At 70.1% G+C, this 18,104-nt stretch carries 9 protein-coding genes; 4 read left to right on the forward strand and 5 right to left on the reverse strand.

The window, feature by feature from the left end; all coding sequences use genetic code 11:
* The 3 genes from F8M74_RS29315 to F8M74_RS29325 all read right to left on the reverse strand — a co-directional run.
* Positions 1-3,286: exodeoxyribonuclease V subunit beta (locus F8M74_RS29315; protein ID WP_141257097.1), on the reverse strand; the 3,286-nt coding region annotated here is incomplete at its 3' end.
* The gene (locus tag F8M74_RS29320) at positions 3,283-6,522 is read right to left on the reverse strand and encodes a PD-(D/E)XK nuclease family protein (protein WP_141257098.1); all 3,240 of its coding nucleotides are present in this window, start codon (positions 6,520-6,522) and stop codon (positions 3,283-3,285) included. The genes F8M74_RS29320 and F8M74_RS29315, both read right to left, overlap by 4 nt.
* A 162-nt stretch (positions 6,523-6,684) precedes the next feature.
* On the reverse strand, positions 6,685-7,506 hold the full coding sequence (locus F8M74_RS29325) for a GNAT family N-acetyltransferase (protein WP_141257099.1): 822 nt from the start codon (positions 7,504-7,506) through the stop codon (positions 6,685-6,687).
* Positions 7,507-7,592: 86 nt separating this feature from the next.
* On the opposite strand from F8M74_RS29325, the gene F8M74_RS29330 reads away from it, so the two are divergent.
* Complete coding sequence (locus F8M74_RS29330) at positions 7,593-8,501, forward strand: phosphatase PAP2 family protein (protein ID WP_141257100.1); 909 nt, start codon at positions 7,593-7,595, stop codon at positions 8,499-8,501.
* Here F8M74_RS29330 and F8M74_RS29335 read toward each other — a convergent pair.
* Positions 8,498-9,430, reverse strand: a complete 933-nt coding sequence (locus F8M74_RS29335; RefSeq protein ID WP_141257101.1) for a metallophosphoesterase — start codon at positions 9,428-9,430, stop codon at positions 8,498-8,500. The two genes, F8M74_RS29330 and F8M74_RS29335, sit on opposite strands and share 4 nt — an antisense overlap.
* A gap of 194 nt (positions 9,431-9,624) precedes the next feature.
* On the opposite strand from F8M74_RS29335, the gene F8M74_RS29340 reads away from it, so the two are divergent.
* Together F8M74_RS29340 and ogt are read left to right on the forward strand one after the other, a co-directional pair.
* Complete coding sequence (locus F8M74_RS29340; RefSeq protein ID WP_141257102.1) at positions 9,625-11,217, forward strand: AlkA N-terminal domain-containing protein; 1,593 nt, start codon at positions 9,625-9,627, stop codon at positions 11,215-11,217.
* Positions 11,171-11,698, forward strand: a complete 528-nt coding sequence (gene ogt, locus F8M74_RS29345; protein ID WP_141257103.1) for a methylated-DNA--[protein]-cysteine S-methyltransferase — start codon at positions 11,171-11,173, stop codon at positions 11,696-11,698. The genes F8M74_RS29340 and ogt overlap by 47 nt, the downstream gene beginning before the upstream one ends.
* Before the next feature lie 61 nt (positions 11,699-11,759).
* Here the strand turns inward: ogt and F8M74_RS29350 are convergent, their stop codons facing one another.
* Positions 11,760-14,705, reverse strand: coding sequence for a choice-of-anchor D domain-containing protein (locus tag F8M74_RS29350; RefSeq protein WP_141257104.1), 2,946 nt, complete (start codon positions 14,703-14,705; stop codon positions 11,760-11,762).
* Positions 14,706-15,158: 453 nt separating this feature from the next.
* On the opposite strand from F8M74_RS29350, the gene uvrA reads away from it, so the two are divergent.
* Positions 15,159-18,059, forward strand: a complete 2,901-nt coding sequence (uvrA, locus tag F8M74_RS29355; protein WP_141257105.1) for an excinuclease ABC subunit UvrA — start codon at positions 15,159-15,161, stop codon at positions 18,057-18,059.
* Positions 18,060-18,104 lie beyond the last annotated feature (45 nt).

The raw sequence follows: 18,104 nt of genomic DNA on the forward strand, positions 1-18,104 counted from the left end.
CCTCGACCCCCACCTCCCCCTCCAGGGCAAGCATGAAGGGCAGGCCTCGGTGAATTGTCTGTGACGGCGCCTGCGCCAGTTCACGTGCGAACGCCGACGTCAGGAAGCGCTCCACAGTGTTCAGCACCGCATCCATGCCCTCTTCGTCCGGAAGCGCGCCCGCGTCACGCAGCAGCGTCTCCAGGTGGGCCCGCCGCTCTGAAGCGTCTACATCCGGCGCCGCCAATCGGAGGTCGACGCCGCGAAGCAGCCGCTGCACCAGGTCCTCGGGACGCTCGACGGGAAGCCAGCCGTCAGGCTCCACCAGGGGCGGCGCGCCACGGGGCAGCACTTCCCAGGGCCACGGCGCACCGCGAAGCCCCAGCCGGTGCACGTAGTGGAAGCGGCGCGGACAGGCGATGAAGTCCTGCAACGCCTCCGCGGAAGCCACCGCGGCGCCCAGTGATTCCGATTGCGCGACACGCTGGCCCCGCACCCGCAGCAGCGCGGCTTCGACACGCGCCTCGGCGAGCAACAGGGCCTCCGGACCGGGCGGCTCCGGGTCCGCCGGTGGTGGGAGCGTGTCGACGTCCAGCTCATCGACCAGGCCACGCAGGTCCGCGTCCACATCCAGGCGCCCGTCGATGAGGTGCCACCAGGAGTCCTTGCCGCCGCGTGGCTCCGCGCCGCCCGCCAGCACCAACATGTCTTTAGCGCGCGTGAGCGCGACGTAGAGCAGGCGGCGGTACTCGGCGTCCTCGCGCGCCTTCAGCTCCGCGCGCACCGCGTCGAAGCGGCTGGAGGTGTAGTCGTCCAGCGAATCCGGAACCCACGGTCGCAGGGAGATGCCATGCGTGCGCTCGAAGTGGGCACGGCCCGAGGTGCCACGTCTCCGGCCGCCCATCGAGGGCACCACCACCACCGGCCACTCCAGTCCCTTGGCGCTGTGGATGGTGAGGAGTTGCACCGCGCGAGGGTCGCTCGCGTCCAGCAGGTCCGCCTGGGCCTCGGTGGGGTTATTCTCCGCCAGCATCCGCAGCTCGCGCGAGAAGGCGACGCAGCCGCCCGTGCCGCGCTCGTCCCGCCGTGACGCCAGCGCCAGCAGCTTCTCCACGTTGGCGCTGGCTTGCTCCGCATACGGCGAGCCCGCCAGCGCTTCGCGGTAGCCCGTCACGTCCAGCGCGGACATCAGCAACTCGCGCACGCCCAGCCGGTCGCGCTCGCGTCGCAAGCCGGGGAGCGCGGCGAGGAAACACCCCAGGCGCTGACGCTCTCGCTCGGACAACGACGCCAACACCTCCGGGTCCGTCAGCCGGGGCGACGAAAGGGACAGCGGTGCGTCTCCCGCCAGGAGGAACAGCGACGCGTCTTTCAGCCCCACCAGGGGTGAGCGCAGCACCGCCGCGAAGGCCAGCGCATCCTCGGCATCCGCCAGCAGCGCGAGCAGCGAGGCCAGGTCCAGCACCTCCTGTGCGCCGTAGAAGCCACGACCGCGCAGCACGCGGTGCGGGACACCATGGCGGATGAGCGCCTGCCGGTACACCTCCAGGTGTGTGAAGGTCCGGAAGAGCATGGCCACGTCACCGCCCCGCGCGGGGCGCAGCCCTTCGCCATCCTCGCGCGCCACGGACGGAGGTGCCCCCGGCGCCAGCAGGCACCGCAGCCGGCGGGCGATCGCATCCGCGTCCAGCCAGCGCAGGTCCGCCGCCGTGTCCGCTTCTTCCAGTTGAAGCCGCTCCACCACCGGCGCGTCCGTCAGCGACGACCTCGCCGCAGAGAGGTCATCCTGCTCCGGGACGTAGATGACCTCGAAGGGCCGAGGCGCCCCGGAATCGGCGGCGACGAGCACCCCCGCGAAGGCGCGGTTGAAGAACGACAGCAGCCCGGGCACCGAGCGGTAGTTGTGTTGGAGGAACCCGCGCGTGCCGCCCTCGTCCACCAGCTTCGTCGCCAGCACGGAGAAGACAGACACGTCCGCGCCGCGGAACTCGTAGATGGACTGCTTGCGGTCACCCACCGCGCAGAGGAAGGCCGGCTCCAGCGGCAGCGCCGTCACCAGGTCCACGTCCGGCGCCAGCTCGCGTGGGCCGTCCTCGCGCCGCTCCGCCAGCAACAGCACCAGCTCCAACTGGAGGCGGTTGGTGTCCTGGAACTCGTCCACGAGCAGCGCGCCGATGCGCTCCTGCACCTGGCGGCGGAACTCCGGGTGCGCGCGGAGCAGGTCGCGCGACTTCACCAGCAGGGACGTGAAGTCCAGCACGTTGCGGCGGGACAGCTCCGTGTCGTGCCGGGCCTCCACGCGCGTCAGCAGCTCGCGGAACGTCACCTCGAAGGGCGCGCTGCGCCACGCGGCCCAGGCGTCATCCAGCCGGGGCACGGAGCCATCGCTCTTGCCGAAGACGCGCCAGTAGAACTCTCGCACGGGCCCCGCGGCGCCCTTGCTGAGCCGCGCGAAGTTGCGACCGTCCGCCTTGAAGCACGCACGCAGCCACGGGAAGCGTTCGCCCTGCCCGAAGTTCTCAGGCGTCATGCCGTTGAGCGCGCGCTCCAGCCCGCCCAGCAACCGGCTCCACTCTCCCTTCGCGTCCAGGCCCCGCGCCTCGGCGCACAGCTCCAGGCACCGCGTGACGGACGACTCCAGCTCCGCGCGCGCTTCGGCGGCGTCACTCACGGCGGCCTTCTCCGCGCGCAGCCCTTCCTCACGCAGCTTGCCGTAGACGGACATCAACGCGGCCACGAGCCCGTCGGAGAAGCCCGAGCCGGAGAAGCCCAGCTCCTGGCACAGCTCCCGGACCTGCGCGTCACCGACCTCCAGCGCGTCCAGCACCACGCGCTCGCAGACGTCCTGTACCAGCCCCGCCGCCTCCAGCGAGTCCAGCACTTCGAAGTTCGGGTCGATGCCCACTGCGGGCGGCGCGCGCCGCAGCAACTGGCCGCACAGCGAATGGAAGGTGCCCACCGTGGCCGCGCCCAGCTCCTCACGCAGTTGCCGCCAGGCATCTGGAAGGGGGAAGGGCTTGTCCAGGCGCGCCAGCGACGCTCTCAGCTCCGCTTCCTGGTCCAGGCGCGTCTCGCCCTGGGCCAGCCCGTCCAGGCGCTGGCGGACGCGTGAGCGCATCTCCGCGGCGGCCTTGTCCGTGAACGTGAGCATGCACAGCCGTGACGGACGCACCGCCCCGCCGGCCTCGCGCGCGCCAGCCATCAGGTGCAACGTCATGGTGACCAGGCTGTAGGTCTTGCCCGCGCCGGCGCCCGCCATCAGGGCGAGGTTGCGCTCCAACGCGAAGAGGGACGGCTCGCTGCTCATCCCCCGTCCTCCGTGATGCGCCTGTCCGTAATCCGGCACACCGCGCGATAGCCACACGTCCCGCAGTCCTGGGGCCGCGCGGCGAACTGTCCCTGCCGCAGCGTGCCCACCAGCGCCTCCACGGCGTTGGGCAGGTTGAGGCCTTCCTTCTCCGCCACCTTCGCGCGGACCTCGGGGTCCTTCGACAGCAGTTCGTCCAGCTCCGCGTCGGAGATGACCTCGGACAGGCGGATGGCCATGCCCGTGCGCAAGGAGAACCACGCGGCCTGCCGCGCTTCCTTGTGGCCACTCTCGCGCGCCGCGTAGAGGTACAGCGGGAGCTGGAAGTCGGACGTCAGCAGCCGCTCCTTCAGCGAGCGCTTGTCCAGCCGGCCCGACTTGTAGTCGATGACGCCCACCTCGCCGCCCGACTTGTCGAGCCGGTCGATGGTGCCCTCGAAGTACACGGGCTCCTCACCCGCATGGAGGACGACGTTGCTCCACTTGTCGTCACGGGCGGCGGGACCGAAGCGGAACTCGAAGTTCTCCGGCGTCATCGCGTCGAAAGGCAGGCCGCGCCGCTCGTCCACGAGGATGCGGCGAGCCATCGCTCGGGCCCGCTCGTGCGCCAGCTTCCACAGCTCCGGATGCCCCACGTGGTGCACGCGCTCGAAGTCCTTGATGGCTGCCTTGAGCGCGGCGTCCAGCACCTCGTCCGGAACCTCCTCCGGCGCCTTGCCCAACAACTGCTTCTCCTTCAGGGCCGCGAAGACCTCCTCCACCACCTTGTGCCAGAAGGTGCCGCGGCCCCGGGCGTCGAACTCCTCGCCCGGTACATCCGGCTCGGCCACCTTCAGGCCATACGAAAGGAAGCCCTGGAAGCCGCAGTTGCCGAAGCGCGCCAGCGCAGACGCGGAGAGCGGCCGGGTGATGTCGAACCGGAACGTCTCGCGCAGGGACTCGCGCTGCGTGTCGAGGTCCACCGAGCCGGAGTACGGGCCGGGCTGCACTTTCGGATCGCCGAAGAAAAACAGGCGCTCCATCTCCACTTCCGACAGCTCGCGCGCGCCCGCGTACCAGGCTTCGGGTGCGAAGCGGCGCCGAAGCACCGCGGCCGCCGCATCGGGTTCGGTGACGCGCAGCTTGGGCTGGGACAGGGCTTCCAGCGCCACGCAGCGGCGCAGCTCGGACTCGGTGAGCACTTCGTCCAGCGGTGGAATGGGTGACAGCGAGCGCGGCTCCCACTTCAGCGCGGTGAGCCGGCGCACCTCTTCCAGGAACGCCGATGGCACCTGCTCCTGACCGCCCGCGGACTCCACCGCGAAGGACAGGCTGACATTCGCCTCGGCGGCAGCAAGTGCGCTGGCGAACAGCAGGCGGTCCTCGGTGAGGCGCCACGCCGCGCGCTCGTCGAACTCGCCGCCCGTGAGCCGGAAGACGTCGCGGCCCAGATGCTTGTTGAGCGCGGCGCGCTCCGCGTCCGCCAGCAACGGAGACGGTGCGTCACGCCCGGGGAAGCGGCCTTCCGTCAGCCCCGCGAGGAAGAGGTGCTGGAAGGAACGGCCCGGCAACTCGGCCACGTCGAGCACCTCGACGGCGGCGCCACGGGGCCCGCGCGGCGGAAGGTGCGCATCCGCCATCGCGTCACGCAGCCAACGGCCAAACGTCCGGCGGCGCATCTTCGGTCCGCCGCCCACCGCCTTCATCATCCGCGTCAGGCCCTGCACCCGCAGGCGGAGCGCTTCGCGCGCGGCATCGTCCCGAGCCCGCGCATCCGCCACGCGCGCGCCCACCCCACCCTCCTCGCGTGGCGCCAACGCGCCCTCCGAATCCACGAGGCCCAGCCGCTCCACCACCTGCCACCACACCGCGAGCAACTCCGTGGCGGTGCCTTCTTCGGGAATGCGGCGGCAGGCTTCCACCAACAGCAGACAGCGCTCACGCAGCAGCTTCACGGCGTCGACTCGGGTGCTGTCCTGCGCCTTGCGCGTACCGTTGAGCGCAAGCAGCCGCCGGGCCAGCCCGTCCAATCGCACGTCGTAGGCGCCCCGGCCTCGCACCGCGCCCAGCCGGTCATCGCGCACGGCGGCCTGGGCAAAGAGCGTCGCGGGCGCATCCGGTCCACCGCGTGACAGCTTGGGCGCATAGCGGCTGCCCATCAAATCCGCCATGCGCTCGACCGGGAAGCCATCCTCCACCAGCAGCGGCAGGTCCAGCGCCAGACGCACGGGCCCCGCGAGCCCCAGCGGCTCGCCCCAGGGTAGACGCACCGGCACGCCCAGCTCCCCCAGCGACTCCGCGAGCCAGCCGGCCTCGGGCCCCAGCTCGCGGTACGCCACCGCGATGTCGCCGGGCGCCACGCCTTCGGCCAGCAAGCGCCGCACGTCCCGGGCCAACAGACGCGCCTCGTCACGGGCCGTGGCCGCGTTCCACACGCGCAGGGACGGCACCGCGTCCTTCAACACGTCGCGCGGCGCCCGGGGTGAGAAGAGGTGGCGCCCCAGGTCGATGAAAGGCCGGCCTTCGAAGGTGACGTCCGCCTTGAAGAGGTCCACGTGCGTCATGGAATCGCCGCGGTTCTCGAAGGCGCGGAACAGCGCCGTCAGCGCCGCATCCGCCGCGGGAGAGCCACCCACCGGCGTCTCCACGCGCAACGTCACCCGACGGGACTCACACGCCGCCGCCAACGCCAGCAACAACTCCAGCCCCGAGGGCCGCACGTCGTACACGCCGTGCAGCACGAGCGTGCTCAGCCCCTCCCACCCGACGGGCCACGCGCCTCGGCCCAGTGCCTCGCGTGCGCCGCGCAGCACGTCCTCGCGGTCGGCGAGACAGAGCTCCGCCATTCGCTGTTCGTATAGGTGGTACAGGCGCGCAATCACGCGGATCCGCGTCCTGCGCTCCTGCGGCAGGATTTCCACCGCGTCCTGAAGCTCCCGAGCGGACAGGCGCCCGGCCTTCAGGTCCAGCACCACGTCCAGCGCGGCGCGCGCGAAGGCGGGCTCTCGCACATAGTCGCCGAAAGGCGTGGGCCCCAGCTCCAATCCCAGGGAGGCCACCACCGCTCGCGCCGCCACCGCCGGGCATGGTCGCCGGTTGAGCTCCCGCGCGCCGCCCATCGCCTGCAGCATCTCCTCCCAGGTCAGCAGGTGCGCGCCCACACTCAACCCGCTGGCGTCGCCCATCGCCCGCAACGCGGCCTGACGCCGGCCGGCGTCGGGGAACACGTGGAGGGTGCGGCCAGAGCGGAAGGGCATGCGGGGTGGAGTCTAGAACGACCGGGCGGGTGACGTTCATGCTCCATTCAAGGCCCGCCGCCCAGGTCATTTCCGTGCCTGCCCGGCCGCTGTCCGCGTATTCCCGGCCAGTCCATCGATATCCGCGCCAGGCCTCCCGGGTTTACAGCGAGTCACAGGGGCTCATGAGCGCGCCTCCAGTGGCAGCTCCAACTCGAGCTGTGTGAGCGGCGTCGCCCCCAATCCCGCGCCCAGGAAGAAGCGCGTCAGGGGACCTTCCGGCACGACGGCGCTCACGGCCAGCGCCTTCCCGGGCCACCGGGCGGCCAGGGCTCCCAGGAGCCTGCGGCCAGCGCCCTGCCCCCGGGCCGAGGGCTCCACCCCCACGGACCGGACGACCAGCGTGGGCGCCGACACATCCGCCACCACCGCCACCGCGGGGCCCAGTCGGAACGCACGCGCGGGCAACGCCAACCCCATGACCGTCGCGGGAGCCAGTTGCCAGGGCAATCCCTCGGGAAGCAGCCGCGCGCACTCCCACGCGTCCACTTCCTCCAGCGCGGATGCACCCACCAAGGGCTCGGGCGTCCCCATGAAGCCCACCAGCCGGCGAACGCGCTGGAACCCCAGCCGTTCGTAGAGCGTCACCGCGGGTGCGTTCTGTTCGATGACCTCCAGGAGCATCCGGGTGTCGCCACGCGCTCGCGCCTCCTCCAGCAGTGGGCGCAGCATGGCACCTCCCAGTTTGCGATTCCGCCAGGCGGGCGCCACCCCCATGCCCGCCACGCGGCTCTCCCGTCCCCGGCGGGCCATCAACACGAGGCCCACGGGCTCCCCGTCCACGCGCGCGACGCGGCTTTCCTCGAGCGAGATGTGCTCACTGCGCACGCGTGCGTCGAACAGGCCGGGGGCATCCGGCACGGTGACGAAATACCCCTCGAAGGCGCGAGCAAACAGCGTGGAGAGGGCGCGCAGCGGCAGTTCCGACGCGGGAGTCAATTGCATGAGGGGGCACGCCTCCAAAGAAATGCGGGCCGAGTCTACGCACGAAGTCATGGGACTTCGCTGGAACCCGAAGGGATTGCGCCCCTATGCTGCCAGCCGTGCGCCTCCCTTATCGAGCGTTTGCCATTGCCGTCCTGCTGACCGTCGTCCCCTTCTCCCCTGCCGCCGCGCAAGACGGCTCGGACGAGCCGCGGCTCCATGAGCTCCGCTTCGACTGGACCCGGGATGGCGTCAGCACCGGCGCGGCGGGCGTGCTGTGGATTTCCAGCGAGGCGCTCTTCAAAGACAACCTGGCCCCGGCGCAGTGCCGCTGGTGCGACCGCGCGCCGGATGGGACGGACCGCCTCAACCGGCTGGACCGCTGGGGACGGGGCATCGTCGGGTCGACGCCGTCCGCCCGCAAACGGGCCCACAACTGGAGCAACATCATCGGCTTCGGCGCGCTGCCGGCGGGAGTGCTCGGCATCCAGTACGCCATGGGCCATGGCTCGGGCGCTCCGACTCGCTACTTCGCCCAGGACGCCACCATCATCGTCCAGAGCGCGGTGTTCGCCTCCCTGGCGAACCAGACGGTGAAGTTCATCGCCGGCCGCGAGCGCCCCTTCGTCCACGTGCTGCCCGAGGACCAGAAGGGCCTCACCGACCACCCCAGCGACAACAACCTGTCCTTCTACAGCGGCCACACCAACCTCGCCTTCTCGCTGGTGGTGTCCGCGGGCACCGTCGCCGCGCTGCGCGGCTACAAGCACCAGGCGTGGATCTGGGCGGTGGGCCTGCCCGTGGCCACCTCCGTGGGCCTGCTGCGCATGGGCGCCGACAAGCACTACCTCACGGACGTAGCCACCGGCGCATTGCTCGGCTCGGCGGTCGGCGTCGCCGTGCCCCTGCTGCTCCATGGCCGGAAGGGCGAGGCCACGCCGAACATCCAGTCAGGGCAGATCCAGATGGCGCCCGTGGCCAGCGCGCGGATGATGGGCATCTCCGGCACCTTCTAGTTCCGCGCCGGCATCGCTTCTCCGAGGCCGAACTCCGCGGGGGCGCCCTCTCCCTCTGCGGCCAGCGGGGGCAGCGAGCTCATGTCCCAGCGCTGGCCGGCGGTCCACGATATAGCGCCCGACAGGCCCCAGCCCGCGCGCAGGGCCTGACGGTCCTCGTACTCCAACCAGAAGATGGACTCCTGGGCCCTGGCCGCCTGGTCCAGGCAGGCGATGCGGGTGGCCGGACGTCCCGGGCCCTCCAGCGTCACCGCGAAGCCCTTGTGCGAGTGGCCGCACAGCATCCACTTCGGCAACACCGTGTCCACGAGCCGCCGCGTCACGGGATTGCCAATCCAATAAGAGGGTAACGGCCTCGGCGGTGACGGGTTCTCCTCCCGCGCGCGCTGGACGATGCCTCGCGGCCATTCGTGGACCAGCATCAGGTCCACGTCGCCGAGCTCCGCCACCTGTTCGACCTCCGGCGTGCGGAAATAGCCGGCCTGCTTCACCATGTCCGGCGTGGAGGGTGGCTTCAGCGGCTGGTCGACGAAGCGCGGCGCGTGGATGCCCGACAGGTACGCCACCCGCAGTCCGCACAGCTCGCGAACCCCGGCTCGGCCCAGGTACGTCACGTTCGGCGCCAGCTTGCCGCCCAGTTGGAGGTCGTGCAGCGCCTCGAAGTCCTCGTTGTTACCCCCGATGAAGTACAGGGGCCGCTTCACTTGCCGGAGTCCATCCGCGTATTCCGCGAACTCGGCGGGCATGGCTCGCTTGGCGGCCTTGCGCCGGTGGTCATCCGCGCGGCGGAAGGCTTCGACGTCGCCCACCGCCAGCACCAGGTCCACTCGGCGGCCACGAGCCTGCTCAAGCGCGTCCAGCCACGTCTCCACACGGTGGAAGCGGCCATGGATGTCGCCCACGGCCGCGACAAGTAGGGGTTCCGGCATCTTGCTTGAAAGGCTGCACGCGCCGTACCGCCCTGTCGAGTCGAGATCATCTCATGTCGCCAATGCCTGACAGAACGCAACCTCCCCGGGCGGCCAAACCCCGGGCCCAGCGGATGACGCACCCCGTCCAACCCGTGCCATTGAAGTCCGAAAGCGGCCAGACAGCGGCCACCCGGTATGGGAGTTTGCCCTCCATGAACGGCCTGGACGCCAGCGCGTGCTACCGCGCGATGCAGACCCGAGATGCCCGCTTCGACGGCCGGTTCTTCACCGCCGTCCGGACGACGCGCATCTATTGCCGGCCCATCTGCCCGGCCCGGACGCCCCGGTTCGAGAACTGCACTTTCTATCCGAGCGCCGCCGGGGCCCAGGAGGCGGGCTACCGGCCCTGCCTGCGCTGCCGCCCGGAGACGTCACCGGACCTCGCCTTCTGGCGGGGCACCTCCAACACCGTCGCCCGGGCCCTGGCGCTCATCGCCGAGGGTGGCCTGGATGACGACGGCGCCGGGGTGGAGGAGCTCGCGGGCCGGCTGGGCGTGGGCGACCGGCAGCTGCGGCGGTTGTTCCAGCAGCACCTGGGGGCCTCGCCCGTAGCCGTCGCCCAGACACGGCGCGTGCTGTTCGCCCGGCAGCTCCTGCACGAGACGACCCTACCCATGGCCGAGGTGGCACTGGCCTCGGGGTTCCGCAGCGTCCGCCGCTTCAACGACGTGTTCCGCGCCCTGTATGGACGGGCTCCCAGCGCGCTCCGCCGGAGCCGAGGCCCGGTGGGCGATGCCGCCGCGGGTGTCACGCTCTTCATCCCCTACCAGCCCCCCTATGACTGGGAAGCGATGCTGGCGCATCTGGAGGCACGGGCCCTACCGGGCCTGGAGCACATCGAGGCCGGGCGCTACCGGCGGACCGTGGCGACCGCGGGCGGTCAGGGCGCCGTCGAAGTCTTCCGAGCCCCTGGACGCGACGGGTTGCTCGCGACGCTCCGCCTCCCCCAGGTTCAGGCCCTGCCCACGGTGGTGGGGCAGGTCCGGCGCGTCTTCGACGTGGGCGCGGACATGGACGTCATCCGGGAACACCTGTCCCGCGACCCGCACCTCGCTCCGCTGGTGTCCCTGCGGCCGGGACTGCGAGCACCGGGAGGCTGGGACGGCTTCGAGCTCGCGGTCCGGGCCGTGTTGGGACAGCAAGTCACGGTCGCCGCGGCGCGCGGACTCGGGGCGCGGTTGGTCGCGGCGTATGGCGAGCCCGCCCGTGTCGAATCGACGGGAGACGCCCGGCTGATGCGCACCTTTCCCCGGCCGGAAAGACTGGCGCAGGAGGATTTGAGCTCGCTCGGCATGCCCGCGGCCAGGGCCCGGACCCTGTCGAGCCTGGCCGCGGCGGCCGCAGCGGACCCGAGGCTGTTCCAGCCACGCGCCACGCTGGAGGAGACCGTCGAACGCTTCAAGCGCATCCCCGGCATCGGAGATTGGACGGCGCAGTACATCGCGCTGCGCGCCGTGCGCGAAACGGATGCCTTCCCTTCGGCGGATGTCGCACTGCTGCGTGCACTCACGGGCGAAGATGGCGTGCGGCCTTCTCCAGATGAAGCGCTCCGCCGCTCCGCGGCCTGGAGCCCCTGGCGTGCCTATGCCGCGCAGCACCTCTGGGCCGCGGATGCCGCCCGGCCCGGGCCCACACCCCACGTTTCCCGTTCCCCTTCGCGACAGAGAGATGACGATGCCCCCGCCGCTGCGTTTGCTCATGGACCGCGCCCCCACGCCCATCGGCTCGATGCTGGTCGTCTGTGACGAAGCGGGCAGCCTTCGCGCGGTCGACTGGGAGGAGTACGAGCCCCGGATGCTCCGGCTGCTGCGGCTCCACTACGGCGTGAACGGCTACGTGCTCGAGCCCGCGAGCGACCCCTTCGGCAGGACGACCGCGATGCAGACCTATCTGCGCGGAGACGTCAGCGTCATCGACTCGCTGCCCGTGGCCACCGCGGGTACGCCGTTCCAGCGAGAAGTCTGGCGCGCGCTGCGTGACATCCCCGCGGGCGCCACCACGAGCTACGGCCAACTGGCCCAGCGAATCGGCCGCCCCAAGGCCGTGCGCGCCGTGGGCATGGCCAACGGCGCCAACCCGATTGGCGTGGTGGTCCCCTGCCACCGGGTGGTGGGGGCCAACGCGTCGCTGACGGGCTACGGCGGTGGACTGGAGCGCAAGCAGTGGCTGCTCGACCACGAGCGCCGCCATGCATCGCACGGGACGACGCAGCCATCAACGCGCTGATGCCGTCGGGCGCCTCGTCCTGAGGACAGACGCCCGGCGGCATCACGCTCCGCACGCCGGTTCAGCCGCAGCCCAGCGGGTACGTCACCTCGACCAGCGAACCCGCCTCGGGCGCCGTGAGGCGGTCGAAGAGGATGGCATTCTCGCGGGCGTCGTACTCCCAGCCGGACGTCACGCGGACGCCGTCCACATCGACGACGATGCTGCCCGGAGCTTCCGGCGTCTCGGACAGGGGGAACTTGCGGTTCGCGCCAAAAGTGCTGTCGGACAGCTTCGCCAACGAGCTGGCCCAGTTCGGCGTGCAGATGCTGTCCACCACGCCGCCCGTGGCCTCCGCCAGTTGGATGTAGCGGCTGCCCGAGCTGCTGGACGTCGGGCAGCTGGCCAGGTCCGACGGCCCGACGATGGCATTGACGCTCAACTTCGAGCGGTCATTGCCCTTCAGCGCCAGCAGGTACGTCTCGTAAAAGGACACCGGCTGCACGCTGAAGTCTTCCTCGTCCGACACGAAGATGATGGCCAGGCGGGCGTCCTCGCGCAGGAAGCCGCCATTGCCGTCGTTGGGCTGCTCGGTGCGCGGGTCATCCTCGTTATAGAGCAGCGGGTCCGCCAACGCGCGGTAGGCGGCCTCCAGTCCCTGCTCGTTCCAATGGCAGACACCCACGCGGGTGTTGCTGGCGAAGACGCCCGCGGCATTCGGCGTCGCGGGGGTGATGATGCGCGGCCGGGAGCCGTCCACGGGGAACAGGCGGCCATTGTCTCCGCCCTGCGAGCCGCCCGGGCACTCGGACCAGCCGCCCGGAGACGGGTCCAAGCCCGTGGTGGTGACGCCGATGCGGTAGTCCACCGAGGCGCCGTCCGCCGCGCTCAGGAACGCCGCGAAGTTCTGCCCCAGGCTCGTCTGCTCCTCCATCATCGACCCCGAGTTGTCGACCACGAAGAGCACGTCCACCTTCGCCTGTGACTCCTGGAAGAAGCGGTCCGTCTGCTCCGCCTTCGTCACGCCCTGTCCCACCATGCCCACCGTGTAGACGGAGCCATCCGCCAGGGTGAAGCGCAACGCCGCGGTGTCAGCGCCGTCATCCACCGGGGCATAGGTCGCCGTCAGCGAGCGCGTGCTCTGGCTCGCCAGCGTCCACGGGGCGTTGCCGCCACCATCCACGGTGAACTCGCCCGCGCCCGCGTCGAACGCCACCTGGCTCACCTGGATGGGCCCGACGCACGCGTTCACGGCCACCAACTCCCGTGTGCGCGGGCCGCACGCCAGCTTGGTGACGCCGAAATCCACCGTGGTGGGCTGCACCGCGAAGCATCCCACGACGCCCTCGCCCTGCAGCTCCACCAGCGGGTGTCCCTGCGTGGGGCTGTTCACCCAGGCCTCGGCCAGCCCCGAGAAGCCACCTTCCTCGGACGGCCTGAAGCGGACCACCAGCGTCGCCTTCGCGCCCGGCTCCAGCACGCCGTTGCGCACGGGAGACGCGGAGAACACCCCGTCCGAACCCTGGGCGAGCTGCATCGACGCCAGGTAGCACGCCTCCGTGCCCGAGTTCCGCAGCGTCACCCCCAGTGCCACCTCCGCGCCCACCGGCACCTTGCCGAAGTCCAGGTGCTGGGGCAGCACGTACTGGCACGGCGCGAACACCCGGCTCCGCCCCTCCAGCGCCACCGCCTCCGTGGCCGCGGAGCCGCTGTCACGCACCGTGACGGAGAGCTGTCCCTGGCTGGCGCCCGTGTTCCCCGCCTTGGGCCGGAAGGTGACGCTCACCCGGGCATTCTGCCCCGCGGGCACCATCACGCTGGCGGGCGCCTGGGCCAGGGTGAAGTAGCCACCCTGGTGCGTGTCGAGCTGGAGGTCGGTGACGCTCACGTCCGCACGGCAACGGTTGTAGACGGTGACGTCGCGCGTCGCCGTCATGCCCTCCGCCACCGTGCCGAAAGCCAGCCGCCGGGGCAGCACCGTCACGCACGAGCCGCCACCTTCACCCACCAGCGACACCTTGGGGCCCGGCGCGCTGGAGCCCTGCTCGCGCACGCCAATCTCCACCCGCCCGTCACGCACCTTGCCCACCACCGCCGGCGTGAAGGCCACGCGCAGCTCCACCGCCGCGCCCGGTGCCAACTGCCCGTTGGCCACCACCGGCTCGCTGGCGATGCGGAAGACGCCCTCCGAGCTGTCCACCAACTGCGAGCCCGAGAAGCTCAGCGGCAGCGTGCCCTGGTTGCGCACGGTGATGACCTGCTCCGCCGTGGCCCCCAGCGCCACGCGCCCGAAGTCCACGCGCAGCGGCGTCACCTCCAACCTGGACGCCACGCCCGTGCCCGTCAGCGGCACCACCACAGGCACACACCCGTCACACACCACCACGTGCAGCGCCGCCTCGGCCGCGCCCAGCCGGCGCGGGGCGTAGGCCACAGGCACCACCAACGCCTCGCCCGGAGCCAGCGAGGAGGGCAGGCCCTGCCCGGCGGTGAACTGGTCGGCGTCCGCGCCCTGCACCGACAGCGTCAGCGGACTGTCCACATCCGATGGGTTGCGCACCGTCACCTCGCGCATCTCCACCAAGCCCATGGCCACGTTGCCGAAATCGAGCGCCTCCGAGGACACCTCGATGAAGGCCCTCACGCCGCGCCCGGACACCGGCACGCGCCCACCGACCTCAGCGTCGGTGATGATTTCCACCACGCCCTGAATCTCGCCCTCTACCTGCGGCAGGAAGTGGATTTCGATGTCCTGCTCGCCACCCGCGGACAGGATGAAGGGCTCGAAGGGAGGAATGTCGACGTTGGGCACGCTGGAGACGGCGCCTTCCACACGATAGGAAGCCCGGCCCGCGTTGGCGATTCGCAGCTTGAACGTCTTGGTATGCCCCAGCGCCGCGGGACCAAAATCCACGGTCTCTGGCCGGACGACGAAGGCGCTTTTTGCCTTCTGAGAGGCGGGCCGTTCACACGCCCCTCCCACCACCATCACCGCCACCAATGCCACCAGCCCAAACGCCCTGCGCATAACGTCCTCCCCGCCCCACCGGGAGACGCCAGGAACACACCCTGGTTCACCTCACGGCTCAGCGGGGGGCCCTTTGCAACCCCGGTGCCCGGTCCGCCCACAGAGAGGCGAGGGGCGCTCCCACGCGGCACCCCCCTGGCCTCGCAGGGAAACGCCAGAGCCCACCCGGGAAATGCAGGTGTCCTCTCGCAGGACACTCCTGAAATTCCTTCAGGAACTCCAGATGCCACACAGACGAATCCTCCGTCCGGGCGGGGCAGGCAGCCAGGCGTCACCTCTTCTCCCACTCGGAGTGGACCCGGAGGGGCTCGGGGATTTCAGGGACGCCTCCCCGCCTGAGGGGTCGCCAGATGTGGGATGCGGGGCGCAACCCAGGACGTTCCCCTGCATCCAGAGCGGTTCCGACGTGTTTCCCCCTACCGGAACACATATTCAGTGGTAGATCGCCCGCCCATGTCCGAGCCCGACGTCATTTCCCTCAGAGGCGCCAAGGAGCACAACCTCAAGAACGTCTCCTTGGACATTCCCAAGAAAAAGCTCGTCGTCTTCACCGGCGTGTCTGGTTCGGGCAAGAGCTCGCTCGCCTTCGACACCCTCTACGCGGAAGGCCAGCGCCGCTACGTGGAGAGTCTCTCCGCATATGCCCGGCAGTTCCTGGGACAGATGGAGAAGCCGAAGTACGACACCATTCGCGGCCTGTCGCCCACCATCTCCATCGAGCAGAAGGCGGCCAGCAACAACCCCCGCTCCACGGTGGGCACCGTCACGGAAGTGCACGACTACCTGCGTGTGCTTTATGCCTCCATCGGGGTGCAGCATTGCCCCAACTGTGGCGTGAAGGTGGGCAAGCAGAGCGCGCAGCAGATTGTCGATGAAATCCTCAAGGCCCCCGCGGGCACCAAGCTCCAGGTGCTGGCGCCGCTGGTGACGAACCGCAAGGGCGAGCACAAGGACCTGCTCGCCGAGGCCCAGAAGCGCGGCTTCTCCCGTGCCCGCATCGACGGCGCGCTCAAGAGCCTGGAGGAGCGCATCGAGTTGGACAAGAAGTCCAAGCACGACATCGCGCTCGTCATCGACCGCGTGGTGCTCAAGCCGGACGTGAAGACGCGCCTCACCGACTCCGTGGAGACGGCGCTGCGTGAGGGCAAGGGCACGCTCATCATCACCGACGAGAAGGGCACGCTTGCCTCCGACCGGGTGATGTCCGAGCTCAATGCCTGCTCCAAGTGTGGCCTGTCCTTCGGTGATTTGACGCCCGCGTCCTTCTCCTTCAACAACCCCCTGGGCATGTGCACGGACTGCAACGGCCTGGGCACCAAGCCGGAGATGGACCCGGACCTCATCGTCCCGGACACGTCACGCAGCATCCGCGATGGCGCCATCGAACCGTGGGCCGGCAGCATGAACCGCGGTGAGGGCTGGACGGCCGACTTCGTGGAGAGCCTGGCCAAGGCCTTCAAAATCGATCTGGACGTGCCCTATGCGAAGCTGACCAAGCGTGAGAAGGACACGCTGATGTACGGCGCCAATGGCAAGTCCTTCACCGTCGCGTGGGGCGAGGGCGGCAAGTACAAGATGGAATGGGAGGGTCTGGTCGAGCGCATGATGCGCAACTTCAAGACGACCACCTCCGAGGCGCGCCGCACCGAGCTCCAGAAGTACTTCAGCGACAAGCCCTGCCCATCCTGCAAGAGCGAGCGCCTGAAGCCAGAGAGCCGCGCGGTGAAGGTGCACGGGCGCAGCATCGTCGAGCTGAGCCGGCTGACCATCTCCGACTCGCTGGGATTCCTAGGCGACATGGCCCTGTCCGCGCACGAGCGGAAGATCGCCACCGAGCTGCTGAAGGAGATTCGCAGCCGCCTGTCCTTCCTGGTGGACGTGGGCCTGGGCTACCTGATGCTGGACCGGACCGCGTCCACGCTGTCGGGCGGTGAGAGCCAGCGCATCCGGCTGGCGTCGCAGATGGGCAGTGAGTTGACGGGCGTCATCTACATCCTGGATGAGCCCTCCATCGGCCTGCACCAGCGCGACAACGGCAAGCTGCTGCTGACGCTCAAGCGCCTGCGGGATTTGGGCAACTCCGTCATCGTCGTGGAGCACGACGAGGAGACGATGGAGGAGGCGGACTGGCTGGTGGACTTCGGTCCGGGTGCGGGCGAACTGGGCGGCCAGGTGGTGGCCCAGGGCACTCCGGAGCAGGTCATGGCGAACGAGGCCAGCTCCACCGGCGCGTACCTCTCCGGGCGGCAGGAAATCGAGATTCCGCAGGAGCGCCGCAAGCCGGACCCGAAGCGCAAGCTGGTCATCCAGGGGGCGCAGGAGAACAACCTGAAGGACGTGGACGCGGAGATTCCGCTGGGCGTCTTCAGCGCGATCACCGGCGTGTCCGGCGCGGGCAAGTCCACGCTCATCAACGAGATTCTCTTCCCAGCCCTGGCGCGGCACCTCTACGAGAGCCGTGAATCCCCGGGCAAGCACAAGGCCGTGCTGGGCATGGAGCACCTGGACAAGGTCATCGACATCGACCAGCGCCCCATCGGCCGCACGCCGCGCAGCAACCCGGCCACGTACACCAAGCTCTTCGACAACATCCGCGAGGTGTTCGCGATGACGCCCGAGGCGCGCGCGTTCGGCTACGGGCCGGGCCGCTTCAGCTTCAACATCAAGGGCGGCCGCTGCGAGGCGTGCGAAGGCGACGGCGTGAAGCTGGTGGAGATGCACTTCCTGGCGGACGTCTACGTGCCCTGCGAGGTCTGCGCCGGCAAGCGCTTCAACGAGGCCACCCTGCGCGTGCGCTACAAGGGGAAGAACATCGCCGAGGTGCTCGACATGAGCGTGCGCGAGGCGATGGAGCACTTCGGCGCTCACCGCGACATCATGCGCGTGCTGCAGACGCTCCATGACGTCGGCCTGGGCTACATCCGCCTGGGGCAGCCCTCCCCCACCCTGTCCGGCGGCGAGGCCCAGCGCATCAAGCTGGCCCGCGAACTGGCGCGCGTGGCCACCGGGCGCACCCTCTACATCCTCGACGAGCCCACCACCGGCCTGCACTTCGAGGACATCCGCAAGCTGCTGTCCGTGCTCAACCGGCTGGTGGAGGCGGGCAACAGCGTGCTCGTCATCGAGCACAACCTGGACGTCATCAAGAGCGCGGATTGGATCATCGACCTGGGCCCCGAGGGCGGCGCGGGCGGCGGCAGGATTCTGGCCGCTGGCACGCCCGAGCAGGTCGCCGAGGTCGAAGGCAGCCACACCGGCCGCTACCTGGGCCACGTGCTCACCAAGGCCCGCAGGGCCCGCGTGGGCGTGCGTGTGGACGACCCGGTGTCCGTGAAGAAGGGCGCGCGGGCCTGACGACGCACCGCGCAATGCCTCCTGGGAAAATGGAGCGGGGGGACG

The sequence above is a fragment of the Myxococcus sp. CA023 genome, assembly GCF_010998615.1.
Lineage (GTDB): Bacteria > Myxococcota > Myxococcia > Myxococcales > Myxococcaceae > Myxococcus.

What these genes read in the sequence shown, in the direction of transcription:
- F8M74_RS29320 (WP_141257098.1), bottom strand. Translation starts at nt 6,522, where the DNA reads ATGCCCTTCCGCTCTGGCCGCACCCTCCACGTGTTCCCCGACGCCGGC.
- F8M74_RS29325 (WP_141257099.1), bottom strand. Translation starts at nt 7,506, where the DNA reads ATGCAATTGACTCCCGCGTCGGAACTGCCGCTGCGCGCCCTCTCCACG.
- F8M74_RS29330 (WP_141257100.1), top strand. Translation starts at nt 7,593, where the DNA reads ATGCTGCCAGCCGTGCGCCTCCCTTATCGAGCGTTTGCCATTGCCGTC.
- F8M74_RS29335 (WP_141257101.1), bottom strand. Translation starts at nt 9,430, where the DNA reads ATGCCGGAACCCCTACTTGTCGCGGCCGTGGGCGACATCCATGGCCGC.
- F8M74_RS29340 (WP_141257102.1), top strand. Translation starts at nt 9,625, where the DNA reads ATGAACGGCCTGGACGCCAGCGCGTGCTACCGCGCGATGCAGACCCGA.
- ogt (WP_141257103.1), top strand. Translation starts at nt 11,171, where the DNA reads ATGGACCGCGCCCCCACGCCCATCGGCTCGATGCTGGTCGTCTGTGAC.
- F8M74_RS29350 (WP_141257104.1), bottom strand. Translation starts at nt 14,705, where the DNA reads ATGCGCAGGGCGTTTGGGCTGGTGGCATTGGTGGCGGTGATGGTGGTG.
- uvrA (WP_141257105.1), top strand. Translation starts at nt 15,159, where the DNA reads ATGTCCGAGCCCGACGTCATTTCCCTCAGAGGCGCCAAGGAGCACAAC.